General features: G+C 54.6%; 22 protein-coding genes and 1 pseudogene. 7 read left to right on the top strand and 16 right to left on the bottom strand.

Features of this window, described 5'->3' with window-relative positions; genetic code table 11:
* Positions 1-165: 165 nt before the first annotated feature.
* The 9 genes from D886_RS0115205 to D886_RS0115170 form a co-directional block, all read right to left on the bottom strand.
* A complete protein-coding gene (locus D886_RS0115205; protein WP_027594738.1) occupies positions 166-1,680 on the bottom strand; it encodes a sodium:solute symporter in 1,515 nt (504 codons plus the stop codon).
* Between the two features lies 1 nt (position 1,681).
* The gene (locus D886_RS27020) at positions 1,682-1,903 is read right to left on the bottom strand and encodes a hypothetical protein (protein ID WP_033693166.1); all 222 of its coding nucleotides are present in this window, start codon (positions 1,901-1,903) and stop codon (positions 1,682-1,684) included.
* A gap of 58 nt (positions 1,904-1,961) precedes the next feature.
* Positions 1,962-3,050 carry a class II histone deacetylase gene (locus D886_RS0115200; protein WP_155951430.1) on the bottom strand — a complete coding sequence of 363 codons (1,089 nt, stop codon included), beginning with the start codon at positions 3,048-3,050 and terminating at the stop codon, positions 1,962-1,964.
* A gap of 277 nt (positions 3,051-3,327) precedes the next feature.
* Positions 3,328-4,143: a LuxR C-terminal-related transcriptional regulator gene (locus D886_RS0115195; protein ID WP_027594736.1), complete on the bottom strand. Its 816-nt coding sequence runs from the start codon at positions 4,141-4,143 to the stop codon at positions 3,328-3,330.
* 258 nt (positions 4,144-4,401) lie between these two features.
* Complete coding sequence (locus tag D886_RS0115190; RefSeq protein ID WP_050580760.1) at positions 4,402-5,757, bottom strand: alginate export family protein; 1,356 nt, start codon at positions 5,755-5,757, stop codon at positions 4,402-4,404.
* A gap of 349 nt (positions 5,758-6,106) precedes the next feature.
* Complete coding sequence (locus D886_RS0115185; RefSeq protein ID WP_027594734.1) at positions 6,107-7,606, bottom strand: PucR family transcriptional regulator; 1,500 nt, start codon at positions 7,604-7,606, stop codon at positions 6,107-6,109.
* A gap of 141 nt (positions 7,607-7,747) precedes the next feature.
* Entirely contained in the window at positions 7,748-9,109 is a 1,362-nt protein-coding gene (locus tag D886_RS0115180; RefSeq protein WP_027594733.1) for an MFS transporter, read from the bottom strand.
* A gap of 44 nt (positions 9,110-9,153) precedes the next feature.
* A complete protein-coding gene (locus D886_RS0115175) occupies positions 9,154-9,501 on the bottom strand; it encodes a cupin domain-containing protein (protein WP_027594732.1) in 348 nt (115 codons plus the stop codon).
* A 19-nt stretch (positions 9,502-9,520) separates the two neighbouring features.
* Positions 9,521-10,927 (bottom strand): FAD-binding oxidoreductase, encoded by a 1,407-nt coding sequence (locus D886_RS0115170; RefSeq protein WP_027594731.1) that lies wholly within the window; start codon positions 10,925-10,927, stop codon positions 9,521-9,523.
* Positions 10,928-11,107: 180 nt separating this feature from the next.
* Between D886_RS0115170 and D886_RS27885 the strand changes: the two genes are divergently transcribed.
* A protein-coding gene (locus tag D886_RS27885; protein WP_155951429.1) for an IS3 family transposase occupies positions 11,108-12,263 on the top strand; the annotation gives its coding sequence in 2 pieces (ribosomal slippage) (positions 11,108-11,373 and positions 11,372-12,263; 1,158 coding nt in all).
* A 189-nt stretch (positions 12,264-12,452) separates the two neighbouring features.
* Here the strand turns inward: D886_RS27885 and D886_RS0115155 are convergent.
* Positions 12,453-13,355, bottom strand: coding sequence for a LysR family transcriptional regulator (locus D886_RS0115155; RefSeq protein ID WP_027594729.1), 903 nt, complete (start codon positions 13,353-13,355; stop codon positions 12,453-12,455).
* A 125-nt stretch (positions 13,356-13,480) separates the two neighbouring features.
* Here D886_RS0115155 and D886_RS0115150 point away from each other — a divergent pair, with 125 nt between their 5' ends.
* The gene (locus D886_RS0115150; RefSeq protein WP_050580759.1) at positions 13,481-14,551 is read left to right on the top strand and encodes an AbrB family transcriptional regulator; all 1,071 of its coding nucleotides are present in this window, start codon (positions 13,481-13,483) and stop codon (positions 14,549-14,551) included.
* 11 nt (positions 14,552-14,562) lie between these two features.
* Here the strand turns inward: D886_RS0115150 and D886_RS0115145 are convergent, their stop codons facing one another.
* The 4 genes from D886_RS0115145 to D886_RS0115130 form a co-directional block, all read right to left on the bottom strand.
* Positions 14,563-15,333, bottom strand: a complete 771-nt coding sequence (locus D886_RS0115145) for an IclR family transcriptional regulator (RefSeq protein WP_050580646.1) — start codon at positions 15,331-15,333, stop codon at positions 14,563-14,565.
* A gap of 125 nt (positions 15,334-15,458) precedes the next feature.
* Entirely contained in the window at positions 15,459-16,844 is a 1,386-nt protein-coding gene (locus tag D886_RS0115140) for an MFS transporter (protein WP_256215109.1), read from the bottom strand.
* Between the two features lie 113 nt (positions 16,845-16,957).
* On the bottom strand, positions 16,958-18,160 hold the full coding sequence (locus D886_RS0115135; RefSeq protein WP_027594725.1) for a CaiB/BaiF CoA-transferase family protein: 1,203 nt from the start codon (positions 18,158-18,160) through the stop codon (positions 16,958-16,960).
* Positions 18,157-19,098 (bottom strand): hydroxymethylglutaryl-CoA lyase, encoded by a 942-nt coding sequence (locus D886_RS0115130; RefSeq protein ID WP_027594724.1) that lies wholly within the window; start codon positions 19,096-19,098, stop codon positions 18,157-18,159. Before D886_RS0115130 ends, D886_RS0115135 begins: the two co-directional genes overlap by 4 nt.
* 391 nt (positions 19,099-19,489) lie before the next feature.
* On the opposite strand from D886_RS0115130, the gene D886_RS0115125 reads away from it, so the two are divergent.
* The 4 genes and pseudogenes from D886_RS0115125 (at position 19,490) to D886_RS0115110 (ending at position 23,926) form a co-directional block, all read left to right on the top strand.
* Positions 19,490-20,422 carry an SMP-30/gluconolactonase/LRE family protein gene (locus D886_RS0115125; RefSeq protein ID WP_027594723.1) on the top strand — a complete coding sequence of 311 codons (933 nt, stop codon included), beginning with the start codon at positions 19,490-19,492 and terminating at the stop codon, positions 20,420-20,422.
* Positions 20,423-20,525: 103 nt separating this feature from the next.
* The gene (locus tag D886_RS0115120; RefSeq protein WP_027594722.1) at positions 20,526-21,812 is read left to right on the top strand and encodes a CitMHS family transporter; all 1,287 of its coding nucleotides are present in this window, start codon (positions 20,526-20,528) and stop codon (positions 21,810-21,812) included.
* Positions 21,813-22,046: 234 nt separating this feature from the next.
* A pseudogene (locus D886_RS27010) lies at positions 22,047-22,591 on the top strand (TerC family protein).
* Between the two features lie 87 nt (positions 22,592-22,678).
* Positions 22,679-23,926: an OprD family porin gene (locus D886_RS0115110; RefSeq protein WP_050580757.1), complete on the top strand. Its 1,248-nt coding sequence runs from the start codon at positions 22,679-22,681 to the stop codon at positions 23,924-23,926.
* Positions 23,927-24,073: 147 nt separating this feature from the next.
* On the opposite strand, the gene D886_RS0115105 is transcribed toward D886_RS0115110, so the two are convergent.
* Positions 24,074-24,985, bottom strand: coding sequence for a LysR family transcriptional regulator (locus D886_RS0115105; RefSeq protein WP_027594720.1), 912 nt, complete (start codon positions 24,983-24,985; stop codon positions 24,074-24,076).
* 59 nt (positions 24,986-25,044) lie between these two features.
* Complete coding sequence (locus tag D886_RS27005) at positions 25,045-25,950, bottom strand: LysR family transcriptional regulator (protein WP_081717502.1); 906 nt, start codon at positions 25,948-25,950, stop codon at positions 25,045-25,047.
* Positions 25,951-26,031: 81 nt separating this feature from the next.
* Between D886_RS27005 and D886_RS27880 the strand changes: the two genes are divergently transcribed.
* On the top strand, positions 26,032-26,278 hold a 247-nt coding region (locus D886_RS27880), incomplete at its 3' end, for a helix-turn-helix domain-containing protein (RefSeq protein WP_155951427.1).

The raw sequence follows: 26,278 nt of genomic DNA, 5'->3' as shown, positions 1-26,278 counted from the left end.
TGCTTCTGCCCGCGTTTCGGGCAGAAGCGTACAGAGCACTAAACATGGAGGTGATGAAAAAACCAGCGACCGTGATTTACCCCCAAAAACTATTCGAACGACACCGAGCGTTTTTGATAGCCGGAATGACCCATCAAGTAAACAGCGCCACCCCTGGCGCTGCACTCAGGATACTGTGATAGGCGCGCCCTCTGACCCTGGAGCGCCGGAACCCTTGATAATGTTATACAACCCATCGACTCTCAACTGCTCAGCAGTATTTGAAGGGAACAGCAAGGTAATGCTGACGTACATGACGAAGTTAATGCCCAAGGCCACCACACCAGAAGTCAGCCCCTCTAACAGCGGCACTGAGACTGGGTAGTACCACTGCAACATGCCAGCGACTATAAAGCCCGTAATCATTGAGCAGACTGCAGCAGGGGCTGTCCCGCGCTTCCAGAAGATACCCAGGAACACAGTAGGCGCAAGTTGAACGATACCCTGGTAGGAAATCATCGCCAGGATAATAAGGTGGCTCGACTCAGTGGTGGCAACTGCAAAGGCCGCCGCGAGAAGGGTCAGTAACGCTACCGCCACCTGGCCAACGCGCTTGTTTTCAACCCGGTGCTGCCTGATTACACCTACGATGTCGTTGGCAGTTTGCGCACCAAGTGCTTGAAGATTCGCGCCTACGTTGCCCATTGTCGCGGCAACCACACAGATGCCGGCCAACGTGACGACCAGCACGCCTCCAATTTTTGCAGCGATGAACCACACCGCATCCGGAGCCTCCTGAACACCTGGCAACGAAGACGCACAGAGGGCAAGCAAGGTAACGGAAGTACCGAAAATCAGCAGTATTGGCGCCGCCTGCATCGCGGAGCGCTGGATGGTATTTGTACTTCGTGAGGCAAAGAGCCGAACAAAAATGTCTGGCCAACACCAACCACCCAGTGCACCTGTTAAAATCAATGAAAACAAGTAGAGCGGCCCAAGATCGCTACCAGGCCCTGGGATGGTAAAAAGCCGAGTGCTGGACGCATCCAGGCCGTGACCATTTGTGACCAGCCAGACAAGAAGGCCCAGCGCAATCATCGTACCCACCAGGTAGGCAGCAATCCCCTGCACCATGTCACTGATGATGACACCTCGTGCCCCAAATCTGATTGTCCAAATTTGGCGAGCAGCAATCAGTCCGACACCGATGAATACTGCGGTCCCTGCCCCCACGGCACCGAATGACAAATGGGTGAATACCAAGGTCAAAGACTGCATCCCTAAAACAATCCAAGGGAATGAGGCAATGATACCGATTGTAGCAGCCACTACACGTACGGCCTTCGAGTTGTAGCGCAACCCCAGCAAATCGGCCTGTGTTCTCAAGTCAAATGCCTTACCCCACGTATGCACCGGCCTGGCGAGCAGAAACATCAAGACAACTGCCAATAGCGAATAGGGAACGTAGTAAAACCCCATGATCCCCGATGATGCCGAAAAACCCGCAAAAGAGATGAAAATCGTGCCTGGAAGCCAGGTATTCACAAAGGCCATCGTCGAATAGAAGCTCCCGAAAGAACGTCCCCCCGTCGCATAGTCACTAAAATTTCCCGCACCGGAAACTTTATGGCTGCGCTCTAGCGCATAGACAATTATCAAGAAAAACAGGAAAACCCCACCGTAGCCAATAAGCATTTGCATTTTATTGTGCCTCACGGTTTGAGCATGCCGATATCAACGGCAGGGACACGGCTACAAACAAGCTAGCCCCCAGAAAGTAGCCAAGCGCGTGCTCAGCCACCCCATCACCGAAATACCAGTGAAGCGGAGGTGCTAGAATAATCAAACCATCAATCAACACGATGACATTTAAAAGCGACTTTCGAGAAAATAACCGAGCGGTATCGAAGACGGATTGCAGCATGGCAGCACCATTTTTATTTGACTAGTTTACTCTGTCCGCAAAAACCAACGTGTAGAACTCAATCAGCCCCACAGACCTCAACAATATTGCGCAGCAAAAATCTTCTCACTCCAGCGATGTGCTCAAGCTGATAAGACTGAACCTCTTGACCAAAAAGACCTTTCATATCCTGGAGATTAGGATCCTCTAGCCCTGTCAGTCGCCCACTGAGCGTTTCAATCACTGCCAAACCCATATAGGGAACAGTATTTTGCTCATAACCACCCTCATGGCACATCACGAGCCTCCCTTGACACTCTGCCTCGGCAACATCCATGACACGGCGGGTCAACTCACGGAAGCTGTCACTGTGGAGAAGCATGCGCCCCAAAGGATCGTAAGCACCTGCATCGAAGCCGCACGACACAATGATAAGCTGAGGACGAAATGCAATCAGTGCCGGAACAATGATCGTATCCATGGCTTCCATATAGGCACCGTGACCTGATCCAGGAAGCATCGGAATATTGAAATTGTACCCGCTCCCTTTACCCTCCCCCCTTTCTTTGTATCCACCTAATTCACTCGGATAGTTACCCTGCTGGTGAATGGACAGGGTCAACACCTCTGGCGATTCCCAGAAAATCTCCTGCGCGCCATTACCATGGTGTACATCCCAATCAACGATAGCCACACGCTCAAGGCCAAACTTCGTAATCGCATGGCGTGCTGCAAGAGCCCCGTTAGCTAATAAACAGAAGCCCATCGCAGCGTCGGCGACAGCATGGTGACCAGGCGGACGCACCAGCGCGTATGCATTTTTGACATCCCCCCTCAACACGGCATCAACGGCCTCTACTACACCACCTGCAGACATTGCCGCAATTTCGTAGCTTCCTGAACCCAGAGGGGTATTTGCACTGAATGCCCCCCCTCCGGAATCACTGAGCCCTTTGAGTTGATCCAAATATGCCCGAGTATGAACCCTCTCCAATTCATCTCGCCCAAGTGCTCTTGGCCGAATAGGGAACAACGCGTCTGTTATTCCGCTTACGTCCAACAGATTTTTGAATCGCCGTTTGGTTTCAGTTTCCTCGAAAGGCGTACCCGGCTGGATTGTCAACCCTGGTTTATATATCCCCGCGTGGCGGCCTGTCGAATGCCACATGAACAATTCATGCCAAACGAACCCAGTGCCCATAACCTACCTCTTGAGTCAAATCTGTTATTAGAGATGTAATCGATCTGTCTCATTAGCTTATGGGTTGAAGGTGAGCCTGAAAATGCCGCTATAGGGGTAGACGGCGAGGAGTAGGAGAGTCAGGACAAAGTGCTTGAAAGGCTCAAAATCGGTGGTTATAGGCAGGGAGCAACAGTGATGGCAGCCACCTGCCTCAGGTTGGCACAAGGGTCGGAGAAAGGGCCACCCTGCTGCCTCGCACCGTTCAATTCAAGGTAAGCAACTCAGTGCCTCGTGCGGGTGAAGAGCGTGCAAGAAAAAGGCTGCACAATTGTAGCTCAGTATTAATCCCAAGCTTTGAGTAGATATTACGGCGATGCACCTTTACCGTCTGAACACTAATCCCCAAGTACCTGGCAAGGTCTTTAGTACACCGACCTGAAATCATGAGATCAACGATCTCACGCTCCCTGGCTGTCAGCGTAGCGCCAACCTCACCTATAGCCGTACCCTGCCGAACAACAGCCGACCGCCCTTTGTCCAGTGAGTGCTTATAGTAATTACCAAGAACACCCTTGATAATCGCATAGACATTTTCCAACATGTATATCTCTTCCCGGGACGCAACAGACCCCTTGCGCCCAATTGAGAGCACCAGGGACGCCCCATCCGTCAATGGAACAACGAAATCCACCTCATCACGCAAGGCCAACCCTCTATAATAGGAGCTGTAATAGTCGCTCCCTTTCAGAGCACAGGTCTCCGAGTTAATCTGCACAACCTTGGAGCCGCCTTGCATACCAAGATGCAACAACAACGGATCATACCTGTAGGCGTCGGCCAAATACCTTTCAAAATAGGCCTCGTGACGACTCTGTGGAATATCGTGAGAGATTATAATCGGCAGTTCCGAGCCAGTATCATAGAGCTTCAAGATGAATGCCTCATGGCACACAACCTCCTTAAGCCACTCCGATATTCTGGTTGGCAAGTCTTGATCTGAACTGTGGTCATAGAGATCTGCTACCTGTTCATGCCACGGCAAGATCTCAGGATTCGACAGAAGGTTGTTGAGCCTCATGATTGCTTCCGGCTTTCAATATAAACGATAAGCTGTCGAAAGCAAAAAACATGCCATCAACTGAATTTCAGCTTCCTTTCCTCAATTGACGGCAAGTCTTCAGCACAAACGTCAAATATGCACGTTACCGCGCTGCTGCTCGTGATGCCCACCTACCTTTGCCGAGTACAGATTCTGTGGACGTTCCCTTACTACACGCGTCCAGGAGGTAGGTAACAAGCGTGGCCCCACAGCGATACTGACAGATACGAAGGCGGTTTAAAATTTATAGGTCATGTAAAACTGCCAGGCCGAAAAGTTTTTGCCACCAAAAACCTCTTTAGCTGCCGCCTGAGGCTTTACAAAATTATACGACAACGTTAAATATGTGTTCACCACTGGCGTCCAGTCTGCGAACAACGCAGTTTCATCGGCAAAGTCCTTGCTGCCAACAGGGGTTCCGTAATAATTCCCTTCATCCAGATCGAAATCATAGAATACCGCCCCTACGCTTAACGTCGACTGCACAGGAACCGCAATTTTCCACATACTCACCACCTCGTTGCTGTTATTCAACAAGTAGTTCCCTGTGATATCGCCGATCACCCAAGCCCCCCGGTCCATGTATCCTTTAGCCAAAGGATCCCAGCTTTTGCGCTTTTTATCTAACGGGTCGCTGTCACCGGAGAACTTCGCGTATCGATACGTAAGCTGAGGCGTAAAAGGTAGTTGAGAAAAATTGTAGGCCGCTTGTAAATACCACGCATCACTATCAAACTCGATCCCCTCCCCCTTACCACGCTGGATCGCATACTCGCCGTCCAGTAGCAGATCCGGCAACCCAGGCACTTTTGCGGAAAGCAGCCTGAGATCGTAAACACTCATACCGTTTTTGGGCGCCACGGCCTGGGTATCGTTATCGACATTGCTTACATTGACGTATGTTGCCCCAGCCCGACCCAACGAGAAGTCGTAATCCACATTCAACCCCGTAAGCCTTTGGTGCCCCAGGTACTTATCTGCAGAAACGGTGAATAGCTGACCGGACAATCCATTATCGCCCGCATACTTCAATATAACGGTCTCTTCGAATGCTCGACGAGGATCTGCCCAATATGCGCCATCACTGAGCATACCCAAGTGGCCGTCAGCAATTATAAAGCCATTGCCAACGACATAACTTTGCCTGCCACCACTCAGGCTCCATTCCCGATAAGTCACACCTACGTACAGATCCTCCCAACTGGTCCTGCCATCTCCTGAGCGTGTATAACCACCGGCATCTCCGTCGCCACCGGTATAAGCTGAAATAACTGAGCCCACCGCATACACATCAAAATCATCATCGACTTTGTATTTAGCCTCAAGCTTCGGCTTCACGAACGCCTCAAACCAGTCAGCGCTGTCTCCGTGGTTCCGGCCGTCTCGAAAGTCTATTTGACCAGCGCCAAAGTTAACGCCTTTCGTAGACAGTGCCGCCCCTCCCACTTCCAGGCTAGCCTCTACACTCAGAGGACCGTCATTAAACTCAACATCGGCGCAAGCAAGCTGAGGAATCACAGCACCTGTGATTAAAACCGAAACAATCACCGAACAGCGTAAATCCGTCACCCTCAATTTATCAAGCTGATACATGGCGCCCTCTGCACTCATATTTTTATAGTATGTGGCACACCAAAAAGATAGCGTTGCAGCGCATCCAAAGCCTCAGCGCCTTAATAAGGTGTTACCGTTGCACAGGTCGCCATTCATCCTTGGGGACTGCGCCAGATCAGCATATCCAAGGCGGTGAAACGCAGACATACCCCGATGGGGGCATGATCACCAAGCCCACCAGGAGAGGTCTGAAAAACGTTGCAGCGTCGACTGAAAGCGTTGCAGTTGTCACTTAAGAGTAACTGGGGTCAGCGTAGCCCTGCGAGCCCCCACAACCAAACGCGCGCAACTATAAAAACTTGCACACGGGGCGGAAAGTTGCTGTTTTTCAACTCGGAGTAGACAAGAAGCCGGGATTGCCCCCAAGCGCAATTGCCATTGAGCGCAGTGCAATCCACAACGCCACGACCCCTTCGGTGTCGTCCAAGGATCGCCCAGTGATCTCCTCGATCCGACGCACTCGATAGATCAATGTTTGCTTGTGTACTTTCAGTATCTGCGCGGACTTTTGCCATGAGCGATCCTGCTCCAGGAATACCCGTAGGGTATGAACAAGCTGACTACCGTTCTGGCAATCGTAATCAACCAAACCGCCGATGACTCGACGATACATCCTGTTAGCTTGCGCCAGATCGCCAGGCAGCCAGAATGCTTCGTCCAAGGCATTGGCGTATTCGACGATCTGCCGGTCTGGCGTCGAATGGGCTAACGCCAGACGCGCCTCCCGCAACGCTTCCTGCGCTCTGAGCGCGGTGCCCAGCAAGGTACTTACGCCTAAGTTACACCCCAGTACCCCGAGAAGGGATTGGCACGCCTTTGGGTCGGCCAGCACGATCACCAGCTCATCACCCGCCTGGCGGGCTACCAGCATTGTGCCCTGCCGGCAAAGATCGCGCTGCCAGTTGATCGGTGCGGCATACTCCATCCGGGCCACAATCAAACAAGCAGAGCCTGGCGGGCACCCATGCTGCTCAAGCCGCTGTGAGGCTGCACGCTCTGTCAACCTCATGCTAAGCAGATCGTCAACAAGCTCCGAGCCTAAGCGCAGCATGCGTTCATGCTCGCTTTGGACGCGCTCCAACTCGATTGCCAGCACCGAGGCAATATGATGGAGAATGCCGTAATCCAGCAACTGACCACCTGTGGCAAGAATCGCGCACTCCGGCAATGCCGGCAGTGCCATGAAGTACGCTTCGCTCTCGCCGTCATGACAACGCGTAAGATCGTAAGTGAGACGCGGACGCGAGTGGAGTACCTGCTGCCATTGCCCAGGCAGGGGCTCCAGCCCCTCTTCCCACGGCTGTAAACTACGCGTGTCGAATAGATAAATCTCAGCTGCGACATCGTCGGCGAGCCTTCGCAGCAGCCCATTCAAACCCAGATGCCGAAGCCCGATCCTTGCGCTCTCATAGAGACGCACAACGGCACGTCGACGTTGATCTTCAGTTTGCTGCCGTGCATCCAAAATGGCTTTCGTGACCGCGGAGAATGGCACCGAGTAATGAGTGATCAGCACCGGAAAACCCAGCAGTGATGCTTGATCGCACAAACCAGACAGATCCGCCGGGGCCTGCATATTTTCACCGATCATCATGCCTGCCACCTTGGCCTCAGAGAGCCGAGCGACATAGGCTCTTTGCTGCTCGGGCTCAGGCGGTATGCCGATACCCGTGGTCATCAGCAGGTCACCCTCCCCCAGCCATTCGCTTGGATCAGGCAGTTCGCACACATGGGCCCACCGCAAGGTTCGCGGCGTGCCCTCCATGCCGGTCAGCAGCCGAGTGCGTAACGATACGTTGTCGATAATGTCCTGAACGCTGAACGACATGATGATGAACTGCCTGGCTGGAGATGGAGAAACGCCCTGCTGCGTGGATGGCTAGGTACCACCCACGCCGCCGGACCCTGCTTCCACCCTAGCAGCGGCGTATATTGGACGTCGAGCCAGAACAGTGCTCGACGCGTTCAATCAGGTCGCCAGACTCAGCGACGCAGATTGTTGCAGAGATCGACCTTTAGTTTCCGGTGCCCAGGCCAAGCAGACGAAGAATGCCAGCAATGTAACAGCAGCACCAATCATCAGTGTCGCTTGCAAGCCAATGGACTCAATGCCAATCGGCGTCAGATAGGTACCCGTCGCTGCACCGATGCGGCTGAAACCCACAGCCACACCCACCGCTGTGGCTCGAACGGACGTAGGGAATAGTTCATTGGGATAGATCCATTCCAAAATGCTCGGTCCGCCCGACACGAACGCATAGAATGCGAATGCGCCGATGATAAACCAGGCGGGCGCATCAGCCCAAAGTCCCAAAACGAACAGCGGAATAGCCATCAACGCGAACGGGACTAGCACCATCGGGCGACGGCCCCAGCTTTCCACGAGTTTGAGCGCAGGAATCACACCAATGGCGAACAGCGTAGCGATCAGCAATTCACCCAACGTGGACGCGTTCACGCCTTTGATACCGGCGGAAATCAGGATCATGCCACCAAAGGTATAGAGCACGTACTGAGGGGTAATCTGAGCAAAGTAGAGCACGCCACACATGATCGTGCGCTTGAGATAGCCACCTGAGGAGATCATTTTCAGGTCGGCCAGTATGGAGCGTGGGCGCCCGCCGTCGTTAAGCTGGTCGATATCGTGTTTAGTAATTTTTACTGAGGTGCCGTAGACCTGACGGATAACTTCTTCCGCTTCCTGTACACGCCCCTTACTTGCAAGCCAGCGAGGCGATTCTGGAATGCCACGACGCATGATCACCACGATCAGGCCAACCACAGCCCCACTGAACAGCATCCAACGCCAAAGCGAATGATCGCCACTGAACTTGACGACCAAGTAACCCACCACAAAAGCCGTCATCGCTCCAACCGACCAGGCCAGCCCGGACAGGCCGATCATGAACCCGCGACGCTTGGAGGGAGTGAACTCGGTAAGCAACGAGGTGGCAATCGGATAGTCAGCCCCCACCGCCAGGCCAATGATGAAGCGAAGTACGATGAGCTGCCAAGCGTCAGTCACGAAAGCGCTCAAGCCGCAGGCAATGATGAGCACCGTCAAGTCCAATGCATACATGGTCTCCCGACCGATCCGATCAGTAAGGGCACCGAACACGGTCGCGCCGAAGAAAATGCCCATCAACGACGCGGCACCAATGAGGCCAGTCTCGATTGGCGATGCCGGAATGTCGTTGGCGAAGCCGATGAGGGCAATGCCAATCAAACTGAGGATGTAACCGTCCAAGAATGGGCCACCGCAGCACGCAAGCAGCAACTTACGGTGAAACTTGGAGACGGGCGAATTTTCGATGATATCGAACACGCTCATATAGCGACCTTTCTTATTGAAGTTATGGAAGGTACGAGGGCCAGTCAGCCGACGATGAAGTAGTGCTTGGTTACGGTTTCCTCAATCTCCCAGACACCCATTGTGTTTGGTGCGAAGTAAACGGCGTCTCCCGCCTGGAAATGGATGGCCTCGCCTTCGTCAGGCGTGAAAACACCCTTGCCACTGATGAAATAGCTGTACTCGGCCTGCAGCACCTGACGCCGCCAGACACCCGGCGTACACGTCCAAATCCCCAACGAAAAGCGCGGGTCTTCAACCACCTCATCAAGGGCAAGACGGGTTTGGGAAATAACGTCGCCGAGTGGGTGGGCGACCGGTGTCGAGACGGAGAACACAGTATCTGCAGCAAGGCGTTTAACGATCGGGGTCATGTCGTTGGCTCCTGTATGGTCAGGCTTTGTCTTCAAGTCCGGCTGGGGCGAGCCCAGCCAGCATGCGGTCAATAGCGGACGGTCGGACGCCGCTCATTTCAGCGCGCTCCTTGCGGATCACGGCATTTCGAACGAGCGAGCCACCCAAGTAGCGCAATGGCTCTGGCGGAAAGGTCTTGCAGACGCGACCTACCAAAGGACAAGTACTCCACTTGTCCTCGCTACCGAGTACAAGGCTGGCAAGGATGCGACCGCCGAGACGGCTAGGGCCGACCCCGTTCCCGCTCCAGCCAATGCCGTAGTGAATGTTCTGGCTTCCGGCCAGGGTGCCGAATACCGGTAGGCTGTCGTAGGTACGATCAATCGGCCCCGACCAAGCGTTCGTGAGCTCGGTCGAAGATAAGTTGGGGTATGTGCGGCGGAAGTCTGCCTCAGTCAGCTCAATGCTCTTGTCATGCCGGCTGAAGGTGTCATCAATTCGCGAACCATAAGCCAAAGCACCCGTGCCTTTGCCGAACGCAATACGGCCATCGCGCGTGGTGCGGTAATAGTCCACCATCAACTGCGAGTCGGTTATGGACTCCTGGCCCGTCCAGCCCATCTGCTCCAGCTTCGACGGAATTGGCGCGGTGACAACGATAGAACTGTTCACCGGGACAACCAGCTTAGCCAACTCGGGAATAGAAGCCGCCCAGGCGTTACTTGCGAGCACCACGGCATTTGCATGGACGCGACCATTGGTGGACGTAAGACTGACCGTTCTGCCCGGTTCAATGCTCTGGACTGGAGTCTGTTCGAAGATACGAATCCCAGCCTCAATTGCGACGCGCCGCATTCCACGCACCAAAGCGCCAGGCTGGACGGTGGCGTTACTGCGCTCATAAACGCCAGCAAGGTGCACGTCGGAGCCTGTCATCCTGGCCACCGCGTCGGCCGTCAGGCGCTGGAATGGAGAGACACCCAGACGTTCACACACGTCAAGCGTACTGTTCCAACTATCAATGTGAGCTGGAGTGGTCGCCGTCCAGATCCAGCCTTTTCGAACATAGTGGGCGTCGATCTTATTCTGCTCGCAAAACTCGCCCAGCTCAGTAATGGCGTCTTCGGCTGCCTGGGCCAGAAACAGAGCTTGCTCCCTGGAGCAGAAGCTCAGCAGCGACCCAATCTTCGGCCACCAGGACATGACGAAACCGCCATTGCGACCGGATGCCCCGCCACCGCAGATGTCCTGCTCCAGTACCACGACATTGATGTCCGGGCCACGCTCCTTAAGAGTGAGCGCCGTCCACAGCCCTACAAAACCGCCACCGACGATCGCAACATCGGCATTGTGTTCGCCCTCTAAGGGCGACGTGGACTGAAGATTGTCCTGCAGACTTTGTAGCCAGTAGCTACGCGTCAGAGGGCGAGAAGAGGCCAGGCGCATGGGATGGGTTCCACTGTGTTGTTTTTCACAGTTTCGCCCTCCACCACGCCACGCCACTATTGCACGTTATTAAGAAGTTAACCCACGGCATTCATACTATCGGACGAAGGCCGTTTTGTAGTGGTCTACTAACCCCGGACACCCATTTAGGCGAGAATGCTCGCCACAGAGAGGTGTCCGATGACCAAGCAACGCCGTACCTTTACCCCTGAGTTCAAGCGCGAAGCTGCCTGCCTGGTGCTCGATCAAGGCTACAGCCATGCCGAAGCGGCCCGTTCGCTCGGCTTGGTCGAGTCGGCCCTACGCCGATGGGTTAATCAACTTCAGCAGGAGCGCGGCGGCGTTACGCCGGCCAGCAAAGCGTTGACGCCAGAGCAGCAAAAAATCCAAGAGTTGGAAGCCCGGATCACGCGCCTTGAACGCGAGAAATCGATACTAAAAAAGCTACCGCGCTCTTGATGTCGGAAGATCTCGAGCGTACGCGCTGATCCGCCAGCTCAGCGACCATGAGCCCGTTGATTGTTTGTGCGAAGTGTTCGAAGTCACTCGCTCAAGTTACTACGCACATCGTCACAGAAGGCGAACTCCGGACGCTGAACGACTACGGTTGCGCAGTCGAGTGAATGAGTTGTTCACGCGAGGTCGAAGTGCGCCCGGCAGCCGTACCATCATGGCAATGATGCAAGAAGAGGGTGAGCAAATCGGGCGGTTCAAGGTACGCAGCCTGATGCGTGAGCTGGCGTTGATCAGCAAGCAGCCAGGATCACATGCGTACAAAAAGGCCACAGTGGAGCGGCCAGATATACCGAATACCTTGAACCGAGCGTTTGATGTCGAAGCTCCAAATCAGGTCTGGTGTGGAGACATCACTTACGTCTGGGCACAGGGCAAATGGCACTATCTGGCAGTTGTCCTAGATCTCTATGCACGCAGAGTGGTTGGCTGGGCCTTATCAGAAAAGCCGGATGGAGACCTGGTGGTCAAAGCGCTGGACGTCGCCTACGAACAACGTGGAAAGCCTCAAGGACTCCTGTTCCACTCTGACCAGGGATCGCAATATGGCAGCCGTCAGTTCCGCCAGAGACTGTGGCGCTACCGCATGCGCCAGAGCATGAGCCGCCGAGGCAACTGTTGGGATAATGCACCGATGGAGCGAGTATTTCGCAGCTTGAAATCAGAGTGGATACCGACCACGGGCTACCTGACCGGGCAGCAAGCTCAACGAGACATTGGCCAATACCTGATGGGCCACTACAACTGGATCCGGCCGCATCAGTTCAACGATGGACTGGCTCCAGCGAAAGCTGAAGAAAAACTCCAAACCGTGTCGGGATGAGTTGACCACTACATTTCGACAATGCTACGCGGTTGGGTGTAAGTGCCCATATCCATGGAACTCCGACGCGACATACCCTTGCGCTTCTGCCTGCGCTCTCCCGTGTCAGCCATACCCAACAGTGCTCGTTTCATCAGCGTCAATGCGGGGCAGTGGGTAGCACCCCTCACTCACATTAACGTTACGCCTTCAACCCTCATCAAGAAAAGATGAGCCCTTTTCACGCAAGAGCTCAATCATGGCGACCGCAGCAGGCGGTAGATACCCTTCTGCTCTCACCAGAACCGCCACCGTGCGGTTCATAGTGGTTTCCGTTAACGGCACTTCTCGAAGCCTGGACATGCCTTGGCCGTATTCCAAGGTTTCACGGGCCAGAAAGCTCAACAGCCGGGTACGGGCGATTAGCCGAGGCAACAGAGAGATAGAGTTTGTTTCAATCTGAACGCTTGGCGCAGGTAACTGCCTTTCGATGAACGCGTTGTCAATCCAACGCCTGGCCGACACGGTTGAGCCAGGTAGCACCCACCCATATTGACAAAGCGCATGCTGATCATAAGGAGACAAAAAAATCGGATGGTCTACGCTGGCGACCACCACCGCCTCGTCCTGCAACACTGGATAACTCTGAAAATCCGCATCATTGGCGATCAACGGGCAAATGATCGCATCCAACCTTCCTCCCCTTAGCGACTCTTTCAGCACGTCATCCTGGCCGATCGAAAGCTTGAGCGTCAGCTTGGGCGCCCTGCTCAGGAGAGCCTCGGTCAGTTGCGGCAACAAATAGTCGGCCATGCTCGCTGCGCACCCTAGCCTGATATTACCGACCAGGCCACTGGCATAGTCCCGGACTTCTCGCTCCGTCTCCGCAATGCTGAGGCGCAGCTGTTTACCCCGGGCAAGCAGAAATTCACCCACGCCTGTCAACTTGATCCGTCTACCGTCCCGTTGGAAGAGCCGCGCGCCTAAAGACGCCTCCAAACGCTGAATGCTCTTGCTCAGCGCCGGCTGGCTCCGGTTCAGCTTTTCGGCAGCTCGGCCCAGATGCCCCAGCTCTGCAATCGTTTCGAAATAGGCAAGGTCACGAAAGTCCATGATTCATGAATTTCAGTTATAGGTTAATCGAAAGTAGAAAATAGACTTCATCATTCCGGAGGTCGATAATTTTTTGCCGCCCTTAGGTCTGCTCAAGCTGAGCTATCGCCAGGAGATCCACTTCTTTGCAAACCACAGCACCTAAGTCTTTGCTTGCTCGAAAGACCTTCCGATGGATTGCCCTTGTCGGCATCGCAGGGCTGGCGGGGCAAGCGCTCCATGCGATAGCCGTTCCCGCTGGGTTGTTTCTAGGGCCAATGCTGATCGCCATCGCATTCGGTGTATGTGGCGCAAATTTGAGCCTGCACCGGCATCTTTTCAAGTTTGGCCAAGGGTGTGTTGGCCTTCTCGTGGCTCACTCCGTAACCTGGTCTGTGCTCACATCGCTGGCTCAGTCATGGCACGTCATGCTTTTCGCGACACTGATCACTGTCGTACTCAGTGCAGTCGTCGGACTCGGCACTGTTCGCTTCGGCGGCATTCCAGGGAGCACCGCGGCATGGGGCACAGCACCTGGCGCAGCATCCGCCATGGTATCCATGGCCGAGGAATATGGTGCGGACTCTCGAGTCGTGGCCACCATGCAATACGTCAGGGTTGTATGTGTCGTTATGATTGGATCATTGGTCAGCCACTTGCTCGGTGCCAGCAGTTTCTCACCGGAGGTTGCTCAAGCTAGCGCCGCCCTTCATGACACTACTGCATCAAACATCATCCTTAGCCTCGCCGTTATTCTGTTCGGTGTCGCGGCAGGCTCCAAGATTCCTGCAGGCGCTCTGCTTATGCCCCTATTGATAGGTGGTACATTGCAGCTCAGTGGCCTGCTTGAAATTGCAATGCCAAACTGGCTGCTCGCAACCGCCTACGGAGCGATAGGTTGCTACATCGGACTTCGATTCGACCGAAACACCGTGCGTTACGTCATCAAGCATTTGCCCACGATGATCATAGGTACAGTGATTCTGATCCTACTGTGCGCGAGCTGTGCCTGGGCTCTCGCGCTTGCCACCGGCACTGAGTTTCTCTCAATGTATCTGGCGACCAGCCCAGGTGGGCTGGATGCCATGGCAATCATTGCAGTGGAGACGCACGCAGATGTCGGGATGGTCTTGGCTATGCAAACGTTGAGGCTTTTCGGCGTGATTCTGACCGGGGCCTATTTCGCCAAGCAGATCATTCGCCTCACACAAGCTTGATAGCCTGCCCCTTACGCATCCCTGCCCTGCCCCAAGGCTGCCAGTATCTCTCGGCCACTCCCCCCCAGCAGGCTGGTCGCTTGAGCTGCGCGCTTGAGCAATAGCAGGCGGGCCGCTTGCAACTGATCCTTGTTGAAACGCTCGGATGGGCCTGACAGCGTTAGAGCGCCTTTAAACTCATTGCCAACGCCGAATACAGGAGCCGAGATCGACGATGTATCTGGGTCACGCTCCCCAAATGACGTAGCCCAGAACTGCTCTCGCACCTCAGCCAAAGCGCGATCAGCTGGCGGGCCAAATGCCCGGAGGATTTTTCCGGAAGCCCCAGCATGTAGTGGGAATCGATCACCCTCATGGATGCTGAAGCGCACTGCGCGTTTGGGTTCGACCCGGAACAACACGACTCGGGTATCGTTTTCAATCACATAGAAAGAAGAGGTCTCCCCGCTTTCTTCAGTGAGAGCTTCCAACACTGGGTAGATCGTATCCCGTAGTCGGAACGAGGCCTGGTAAATCTGAGCCAAACGCAGAGGCTCGTGACCTACGCCGTACTGCCCATCCGCGAAACGCCTGATGAAACCCGCTCGCTCCAACGAACTCATCAAGCGAAGGATGGTGCTCTTGTACAAGCCTGTACGACGAGCAATTTCGGCCAATGGAAGACTGGTGCGATCAGGTTCGAATGCACTCAGGATGGCAAAAGCCCTATCGACTGCAGCCACTCCTCCGTCCGCATTACTCTTCGAATCGTTGACTACCACGGGGTCATTTTTTGGCGACATCAGACTTCTGCTCGGCGTCATCGTGAAAAAGCGGCCCCTTTGAAGGGGCCGTTGAGATGGGTATTACCTTACCTGTCAGTCAGGCTAGCAGCTAGTCCATTCGCCAGAACGCCGTTCTGATCAGCTTAGGCGTCACGCATGAACAATTTAAGAGACAGAGCCATAAGTGCGGCGAAGAAGAGGATGCACCCCATAACCATCAGACCTGCCGTGAACGACTGAGTGTAGTCCTTGAGGAAGCCCATCAGGTATGGCCCAACAAACCCACCGAATGCTCCGATGGAGTTAATGAGGGCAATGCCGCCAGCTGCCGCTTGGCCGCTGAGGAATTTAGCTGGCAAGGTGTAGAAAATGGTCTTCGCCGAGATGGTGCCCACCAACGCCAGTGTGATGCCGGCCAACGCTGGAATCAGTGCATTCATGTTCACCGCAAAGATCAATGCCAGACCAGCCAACAATAGCGCAGCGATCAAGTTGAGAATCCCTCGGCCAGTGCGGTCGACGTGCTTGGCCCAGAAAAGCAAACCAATGGTCGAGAAGAAGTAAGGAACTGCCGCGACCCACCCGATCAGGCTAATCTCGACACCCTGCGCCTTGAGCATTTGAGGCAGCCAGATTCCAATACCATAGGTGCCGATGGTGAAGCTGAAGGTGATGGAGCTCAGAATCCATACGCGAGGATCCTTGAGGGCTTGAGCAAAACCATGGCTTTTGTCTGACTTGGCTTTCTCTTTATCCAGCATTCCAGTCAGAGCATCCTTTTCCTCCTGAGAAAGCCACTTCGCTTCACTAGGACGATTCGCAAGCACCTTCAAGGTAATCAAGCCCAGCACACACGCTGGCAGGCCCTCAATGATGAACATCCACTGCCAACCTGCAAGTCCCAGGGTGCCATGCATTTGCAGCAGCCAGATCGACAACGGCCCACCTACAAGGAAGGAAATTGGCGTCGCAACGGTAAACCATGCCAGAACCCGAGTTCGATACTGCGCAGGGAACCAGAGCGTAAGGAAGAAAATCACGCCTGGGAAGAACCCAGCTTCAGCCACGCCTAGCAGGAAGCGAATAATGTAGAAGCTGTAAGGGCCAATAACGAATGCTGTTGCAGCTGCCGCCAGGCCCCAAGTGATCATGATCCGCGCCATCCAGAGGCGCGCACCATAGCGATACATGGCCAGGTTGCTTGGCACTTCACATAGGCAGTAGCCGACGAACATGATGCCAGCACCAAGGCCAAACTGGGCAGCCGTGAGTCCTAGTTGATCAGTCATCTGCAACGCGGCGTAGCCTACGCTGGTGCGATCCAGGTAATTGAAGAAATAGGCCAGAGCAAGCAACGGAATCAGGCGCCACGCTGCCTTCTTCATAGCTTGCTGTTGCAAAGGGGTAATGACATCAGACTGTGGCATGGACAATGAAGTATCCGGGGTCGTGACGTTAGCCATGACTGTATCCTCGGTTTTGTTGTTATGAATACCGTGGCTGGATGGGCCAACGGTGGATGCAGGCATCCGATACGTCCTGCATCAGTGGTTCTGCTGATTTCACTCGAAAGTCGTATCGAGCTCGACGCTTGAACAATCGCCGAGAGCGAGCCCCTCAGAGGGACTCGTCACAGTTACGATCAGGCGGATTTGACCGTACCACTGGCCTCTAGCTGGGCTATCTGGTCGTTACCGTAGCCCAGCTCAGCCAACAGCTCTTTCGAGTGACTGCCAAGTTCAGGGACATTCAGTCGTGTCCCAAAACGCTGGCCGTCCATCTCGAACGGAAGCATGGGCACCTTGACCTGCTCTCCACTTGGGAGAGTCAGTTCGGCCATGCCACCCGATTGATTGAGATGCGCGTCTTCGAACATGTCTTCAGGGCGCTGGATAGGAGAGAACGGCAGGCCGGCTTTTTCACAGAGATCCATAACCGTCTGCTTATCCATTCCGGACAAGCGCTCCCGCACCAACGGAATGATTCGGTCGCGAGCCTGAACACGCTGGTTGTTTCGACTCAGTTCAGCGTCCCCACCAAGCTCTGGGAAGTCGAACGCCTGGCAGAACGATACCCACTGAGAGTCACTGACGACGCCCATGAAAACTTGCTCACCTTCCTCGGCAGTCTCAAAGACGTCGTAGATCGCCCATGCCGAAATTCGACTTGGCATAGGCGCCGCCGCGTTGCCAGTCACAACCTTCTGCATCATGTGCTGCGCGACCAGGAAGGCCGAGTTTTCAAACAGACCGGTCTGCACGAATTGGCCACGCCCTGTCTCTTTACGTTGCAGCAAGGCAGCCAGAATCGACACAGTGCTGAACATGCCGCCCATCACGTCATTGACGGAGGCCCCGGCACGCAGAGGTCGGCCAACAGGCCCCGTCATGTAAGCCAGGCCGGTCATCATCTGGACAACCTCATCCAGCGCCGTGCGCTTTTCATAGGGGCCTGGCAAAAAGCCCTTCATCGAGCTGTAAATGATGTCCGGCTTGATTGCCTTTACTTGCTCGTAGCCCAGGCCCAGCTTCTCCATTGCGCCGGGCCGGAAGTTCTCAGTCACAACATCAGCCGTAGCAAGCAATTTTTTCACTGCTGCCATACCGTCTTCAGACTTGATGTCTACCGCAAAGCTCTTTTTGTTGCGGTTGTAGGTCATCCAGTAGCCAGCACCGGAGCCCATGAGGCGCCGAGTGTTATCTCCTTCCGGCACAGGCTCCACTTTGATGACTTCAGCACCAAGGTCAGCGAGAAGAAGACCAGAGGTCGGGCCCATCACCATATGAACGAACTCGACGACTCGGATGCCAGCCAGTGGCAGAGACTTTTCTTCGTGCTGGCTCATACGGCCTCCTTCGCATAGGTGAAATTCTTGCCAACGCCAGCATCAGGGATAAAGCCGTATACAGGCTCTCCAGGGAGCCCACGGCGAAGCACTTCGCGAGCAGCAACCAGGCGATCAATGTCGACACCGGTTTTCAGCCCCATGGACTCCAGCAGATACACCAGGTCTTCTGTGACGATGTTGCCCGACGCACCTGGCGCGTATGGGCAGCCGCCCAGGCCGCCTTGGGATCCATCGAACGTCTTAACGCCCGCCTCCAAAGCAGCCACCACGTTGGCCAAGCCTTGGCCACGGGTATTGTGGAAATGTGCACTGCCAGCGAGCGAGCCGAGTTCCTGGAACAGCCGAGTGAAGAGGCGACGCACCTGGGTTGGATTGGCGTAACCAACGGTGTCGGACAGGCCGACCTCATCGATACCCAACTCTGCCATCTTCAGGGCAATTGCAATCGTCTCGTCATCAGTCACAACACCTTGAAGCGTGCATCCAAAAGCAGTCGACAACCCCGCCTCGATCTGAACATGCGGGAAGCGCTCATTGCGCAGAGCAACGACCGCTTGAACTTCATCGAAGACTTGAGCATGTGTCTTGCGGATGTTCGAAATAGAGTGCTGTTCGCTGACGGAAATGGGCAGGGTAATTTTGTGAATGCCGACGTTGAAAGCGGCTTCAGCACCTTTGAGATTCGGCACCAACGCAGTGACAAAAAGCTCTGGCAGGGTCAAGGCGTGCGCAACTACTTGAGCGGCATCAGCCATCTGGGGCAGCAGCTTCGGAGATACGAATGAGCCGACCTCGATTTCCCTCAATCCAGCGCCTGCCAAGGCTGAAATCCATTCCAGTTTCAGCTCGGTAGGCATGGTGCCCTTGACGCTTTGCAAGCCATCTCTAGGCCCGACTTCGCTTACCAGGATGTCGATTTCTGTCGCTTCTTTCACGGAGGTTCTCCTGTGGCGGTGGAGAGCCTGTCCGAACATTCATGCAGTGCAGCAACGAGGCGGAGCGCTGTTTTTATGATTGTTCTGTCAGGCAGAATTACGTTCTGTTTTAGTATCTACCCACAATTTCGTACCTGTCAATGAGAGCGACGATGAACGGTGGGGAAGCGACTGGGCCTGATGCAAGAGAACGGAGTCGCCCGTCTTAGCAGACTTGACAGGATGAGAATTAGCTTAGAAAGTGTTCTACCAAGAGCACCAATGTTCCGTCAGATAGAACATTACTCGAAAAAACAAGATCCTGCTGGCGACATACACTGACAGTACGAACTCAAACACCTGCCGTTTGAGCGTTTTCGTTGGTGCGCCTGTTTTCACATGGAGATTTGCCATGAGCCTGTATGCCCCACCAGAAGAACGGCCAACAGAGGTCTTCAGCAGATTGCCAAAAGAGTTTTGGCGAGACGGCGATTCCGACTGGGTCAGAGCCAACAAACCAGGCCAGCAAGTTCCTAGCTTCCTGGAAGGGCCGTCCTTCGATCAGGCGGGCAACCTCTATGTCACGGACATTCCGTATGGCCGGATTTTCCGCGTCTCTCCAGAGGGCGACTGGGAGCTGGTGGTCGAGTATGACGGCTGGCCTAACGGCTTGAAGATTCATCGGGATGGTCGGATTTTCATTGCGGATTACAAGAACGGAATCCTCGTTCTCGACCCAATCAGCAAGCGAATCGAACCCTTTCTGACGCATCGTCGGAGTGAGAGCTTCAAGGGTGTAAATGACCTTTTCTTTGACCAACAAGGGCACCTCTACTTCACCGACCAAGGTCAGACAGGCATGCACGACCCAACGGGTCGTGTTTTCCGCTACGACCTGGCGCAGCAACGCCTGGATTGCTTGCTGGATAACGGCCCTAGCCCCAATGGTCTGGTGATGGACCTCCAGGAGAAAGCCCTTCTGGTAGCCATGACGCGCGGCAATGCAGTCTGGCGGCTCCCACTCCAACCCGACGGCACCACTTCCAAGGTCGGCATTTTCACAGCCATGGCCGGTGGCGTGAGCGGAGCCGACGGTATGGCCCTGGACGATTCAGGCAACCTTTACGTTTGCGATGCAGGCAATGGGTGTGTTTGGGCATTCGATGCCCATGCCGTGCCGCTATATCGTTTCAAATCATGCACCGAGGGTCGCACCCTGACCAACCTCGCCTTTGGTGGTGAAGATAATCGCGGCCTTTACATTACAGATTCATCGACAGGACACATTCTGAGGGCTGATCCGGGCCACTCTGGAAAGTACATGTTCTCTCACCAGCCAGCCTAGCGACCTTGCGCCAGCCCTGTGCATACGGCGCACGGGGTTCGTTCGGCTCGAAAAAAGCTGACCAATTTCACTACTCATACAAAACAGATAATAAGAGGGATACATGCTCACTCTCCTGAGCTACACAATGATTACGTGCTTCATGTACCTTGTCATGAGCAAGCGCCTGTCGCCACTGGTTGCACTGATTCTGGTGCCGGTTGCATTCGCAAGCCTGGGCGGATTTGCGACCCAGCTGGGGCCAATGATGTTCGATGGGGTGAAGATGCTGGCCCCAACGGGGATCATGCTGACCTTCGCGATCCTCTACTTCTGCATGATGACCGATGCGGGCCTCTTCAACCCACTGATCAAGCTGATCCTTAAATGCGTGAAAGGCGACCCCCTGAAAATCGTCATAGGAACCGCCATTCTTGGATTCTGTGTAGGATTGGATGGTGATGGGGCAACGACGTACATCATCACGACTGCGGCGCTTCTACCACTGTATCGACGCACAGGCATAAGCCTGCAAGTGCTGGCCACCGTGTTGCTACTGACTATCGGGGTGATGAACATTCTGCCGTGGGCCGGGCCGTTCTCGCGTGCCGCTAGCGCCATGCATGTCGACATCACAGAATTGTTCATGACAATGCTGCCCTTGATGATTGCAGGCGCTGCCTGGGTAATTTTTGTAGCGTTCTATTTGGGCAGCCGCGAGCGCCGTCGCCTAGGTATTGCTCAACTTGACCATGACGAGATCATGAGCCACTACACCGACTTCAAGCTGACGGATTGGCGCTTTCTGTTCAACGCGGTGCTCACCGTCACGCTGATTACTCTGATGATGATCAACGTATTGCCGCTTCCAATTCTGTTCATGCTCGCTTTCGGCCTGGGCATCCTGGTTAATTTCCCGGGCGTCAAAGACCAGAAGGAATTGATCGGCAAATACGCCGATAGCGTCATGGCAGTGACGCTGCTGATTTTCGCCGCAGGCATATTCGTGGGGATCATGTCCAGCACCGGCATGATCAAAGCTATCTCGGACAGCCTGATCCACATCATTCCAGAGTCTGCTGGCCATTTCATGTCCGTCATCACTGCATTCATCAGCATGCCGTTCACCTACGTGCTGACCAACGATGCCTTCTACTTCGGGATCCTCCCCATCCTGGCCGAGACTGCGAGCCACTACGGCATCGGAGCCAAAGAGATGGCAATCGCAGGCCTCATTGGTCAGCCCGTCCATCTACTCAGTCCGCTTGTTGCCTCCACCTACCTGCTTTGCGGGTTGCTTGATATCGACTACGGCGACAACCAGCGTGCATCCATCGGCTGGAGTATCGGCACATGCGTGGTGATGTTTGTCGCGGCAGTTGCGCTTGGAACCATTGACATCTTCAACTGAGGATCTTCCTCAACCTCGCAATGCTCAGGTGGCGCTGCCGCCTGCGCTTGAAGCATTCAGCTTTTTCAACGAAGCATGATTGCGACTCGGGCCTTTCAAAAGAGGGTCAGGGGATATCACGGTCATTTGACCATTTCTGGTGAGCTACTCGGAGCCACGAACGCCGAGCGTAAGTGAACCTTGGTGACGGGGGGAAACCCCCGGCTACCTATGCATTTTGGAGAGTGAAGTGCAGTGGCTTTTGAATCGATCACATGGTCTGCGCTGGTGCAAATTATCGCTATCGACATTCTCCTCGGTGGCGACAACGCGGTCATCATTGCTTTGGCGTGTCGGAATCTACCGCTAGAGTTGCGCAAAAAAGCCATTCGCGCCGGTATGGAGGTGTCAGTTTGGTCGCCGCCATCAAGACCATCATCCTTGCTGACGCGGTGATGTCGCTGGATAACGTACTAGCTCTAGCAGGAGCAGCTGGTGGCGATCTAATGCACGTGTCCTTGGGCGTTCTAATAAGCATCCCCATCATCGTTTGGGGTAGCCGGCTGGTTCTTGCCCTGATGGATAAATCTCCTCAAGTCATCATCTTGGGCGCAGGGCTACTCGGCTGGATCTCAGGCGGAATGCTGGTAAGTGACATCTGGCTCGAGCCAAGAATCCCTTTCCCAGCAGACGTCACTCACTACGTCGCGAGCGCTGTAGGAGCGATGCTGGTGGTGGCTATCGGCATCTTGCTAAAAAAACAGAAACCCGCATCAAACGATACCCGCACCGCCCAGTAGTAATACCGCGTAACTCCAACCAAAAAAATAAAGTGGCTATTTCTGCGCGCTCATCTCCTGTGCGCGCAGACAACGCCTGGAGTAATCATGAAGGCACATAACGCAATCCCGGTCTGCACCTTGCTAGGTATTGGCAATCTTGCCACTCCCGCACTAGCGGAGGGTTTCATAGTGGATTCCAAGGTCTCTCTGCAAACGAAGAATTTCTATTTAAATCGAGACTTTCGAGATGGAGCAGGCCAGAACAAGCGCGATGAATGGGCCCAAGGTTTCATTCTCGATGCCAAGTCAGGCTTCACGCCTGGCCCTGTGGGCTTCGGTATTGACGCCATTGGGATGCTCGGCCTGAAGCTGGACTCCAGCCCCGACCGGACAGGCACCGGGCTTCTGCCAGTGCATGATGATGGCAGAGCTCCAGACGAATACTCCAAGCTTGGATTAACAGCGAAAGCACGGTTCTCAGAAAGCCTGCTTGAGGTAGGGACGCTGATCCCGGACATGCCTACCGTTAAAGCCAATAACGGACGCATCTTTCCGCAGACTTTTAGAGGTGGATTACTGAGCATTGGAGAAATCGAGTCCCTTGATGTCGTGGCGGGCCGTCTCACGAAAGTCACTGACCGCGACCAGACTGCTGCTCAAGACCTGGTACTGAACAACAAGAACCGCCGCTTTCAGGCCGGCATTTCTGCTGATCATTTCGACGTGGCAGGTCTTGATTACACCTTCTCCAAAGACCTTGTCGGCTCGTATCATTACGGTTCACTTGAGGATGTGTACACCCAGCACTTCTTCGGGCTGGTTGGATCTGTCCCCTTGCCCGCAGGCCAGTTGAAGGCAGACCTTCGACTTGCCATAAGTAGAGACAGCGGCAGCTCAGCAGCAGGGAAAATCGACAACAGATCAGCCAACGGCATGGTCACGTACAGTCTCCACGGCCACGGCTTTGGCGTCGGCTATCAGCAGATGTCAGGAAACACCGCCTTCCCTTACATCGACGGCACCGACCCCTACCTGATTAACTTCGTCCAGATCAATGACTTCGCCGGCGCCAAAGAGAAGTCTTGGCAGCTTCGGTACGACTTCAATTTCGCCGCAGTGGGAGTGCCAGGCCTAACCACCATGTCCCGTTACGTCAAAGGCAGTGATGTCGAGCTGGCCGGGAGCACCACGGGCAATGAATGGGAGCGAAATACCGAGCTGCAGTATGTCTTCCAGAGTGGCGCGCTAAAGAACCTGGGGATCCGCTGGAGGAATGCGAGCTATCGCGCTGACTTCGCCCGAGGTACTGATGAAAACCGCTTCATCGTCAGTTACAGCATCCCGTTGCTGTAGCAGTAAGGTTCCGGGCGATGACATATCACTTGCAGTAAACAGCCCAGAGCTCGTCCATATTTGTGGAGAAGCTCTGGCTTATCTTCCGCGTCGCATGCCCAAGACGGATCGACCGACACCCGCCCATCCATGCAAAACACGACAGTCCTAGCGATGGACATCCTCTAGCTCCACGGCCTTAAGGGCATCAATGACTGCTTTGACAGCCGGAAGTTTTGAAGCACCTTTCGGCACCGCTACAGAGATTCTTCGGAGTAGGATCGGCTTCACCGGTAGGCACACGAAATCAGGATCCCTGCGAACCGGGCCCAAAATCAAATTCGGTAGCACTGTAATGAGCGAGCTTGATCTTACGAGCTCAATCGTTGCAGCGGTATTCCGGCAGTTACTGGAAACGCGCGGTTCGAAACCTGCCGCTCGAAAAGCTCTCAATAGGAAGGACACGTAGGTTACAGCCGAGAGATTCAGAGCCCAGCGTTCGTTGGCCAGGTCGTTCAGATGGATGGATTTCAGTTCAGCCAAGCGGTTGCTTGAGGACATAACCAACATGAAATGGTCAGTGCATAGCGGTTCGAACTCGAGCTTGGACTCATGGGTTTCAATGCTCGTCATGTCGTCCACTACCGCCAGATCGACCTGATTAGCCGCTGCAGCTTTAAGCCCTTCTGTTGGCTCCATCTCAACCAACGAGACCGTGAGCTTGGGATGGGATTGCTCCAGAGCCCGGATCGCAAATGGCAAAATTCCAACGGCTACAGAACCAAAGGCGGCGACTCGAACCTCCCCTGTTACCTCCTGTTTACTCTGTGCGATCTCAGCTTCGATGTCATTGACCAGCTTGAAAAGCTCCACAGACCGGGATGCCAGCCGCTTCCCGACAGGCGTAAGTTCCACGCTTCGTCCGGAACGCTCGAAAAGAACGACATCAAGCTCTTGCTCTAGCAAAGCCAGCTGCTGCGAGATAGCGGGACGCGTCAGATGTACTGCTTCGGCTACTGCCGAGATCGTACCCAGTACTGAGAGCTCAGACAGCAATCGCAACCGGCTCAGGTTGAGCATAGTCCCTTACTCCTCTCCTCGATGATCACAGATCATATCGTAGAGCACTGCAGGTACGTTCAACTTAGCAGCATGGAACCCATATCTTCAGGCACGACCTCTTGTAGCGCATCGACAACAGCTGCAACGGAAGGCCTACGACTAGCCCCTTTAGGAACCACGGTAAAGATCCGACGCAACAGCACTGGGCGAATCGGCACCAAGGTGAAATCCGGGTCATTCATGATCTGCTTAAGCGACAATTGCGGAAGCACCGTGATGACCGAACTGGCCCTGACCAGCTCAAGCGTGGCCGCGCTATTTCTGCAGTTGCTCATCACGGTCGGCTCAAAGCCTGCCGCATGGAAAGCCCGCATTAGGAAGGAGTGGTAACTGATCGCGGCCAGGTTCAGCGCCCAGCGCTCATCTGATAGATCACTCAATTGAAGATTCTTACGATCAGCCAGGCGATGCCGGGAAGACATTACGACAGTGAAGTAGTCAGGGCACAGCGGTAGAAAATCCAGTTTTTCTGCGAAAGGCTCTGCATCGACCATATCATCAACGATCGCAACATCCACCTGGTTTGCAGCGGCGGCCTTCAAGCCTTCAGCCGGCTCAAGTTCAATCAGCGAGACGGCCAATTGCGGATGGTTTTGCTCAATAAATTGGACGCACTTGGGCACCAGGCCAACTCCGGCAGAACCAAAGGAAGCGAGTCGGATGACACCTGAAATCTCTTGGCGACCTTGGGCGATTTCGGCCTCGATATCGTTCACAAGACGAAAGAGCTCAGACGACCGCGCCACCAATCGCCGCCCTGCTGGCGTCAGCTCTACATTACGACCTGACCGCTCCACCAATGCCACGTCCAGCTCGCGCTCCAGCAATCCTAACTGCTGCGAGACTGCTGGGCGGGTGAGGTGCACTGCCTCTGCCACGGCGGATACTGTTCCTAGCACCGACAATTCCGAGAGCAGTTTCAACCTACCTAGTGTGGTGTTTCAGAAGTACCGCTGAAAATCTGAGCTAGGCTCTGTAGAAGCTCACTATCCAAGGGCATCGACATGGGTCGACCAGCAACCGTCATTATCCTTTCCGAAACTGAAAAGTCAGAGCTGCTACGCCGCATCAAGCTCCGTAAAGGCGCTCAGGACGCTCGATTGCGCGCGGAGATAATCCTCGCCTGTGCCGCAGGCGAGTCAGGAAATGACATCGCTCAGCGCTTGGGTACCAGTAAGGATGTGGTGTCACGATGGCGACAGCGTTTCTCTAAGTTGGGGCTGTTGGGGTTGAACGATGAACCGCGCTCTG

It is taken from the genome of Pseudomonas sp. LAIL14HWK12:I7, from assembly GCF_000483465.1.
Lineage (GTDB): Bacteria > Pseudomonadota > Gammaproteobacteria > Pseudomonadales > Pseudomonadaceae > Aquipseudomonas > Aquipseudomonas kermanshahensis.
The sequence above is the reverse complement of the archived record's forward strand: the minus strand, read 5'-3'. Positions and strand labels throughout refer to the sequence as shown.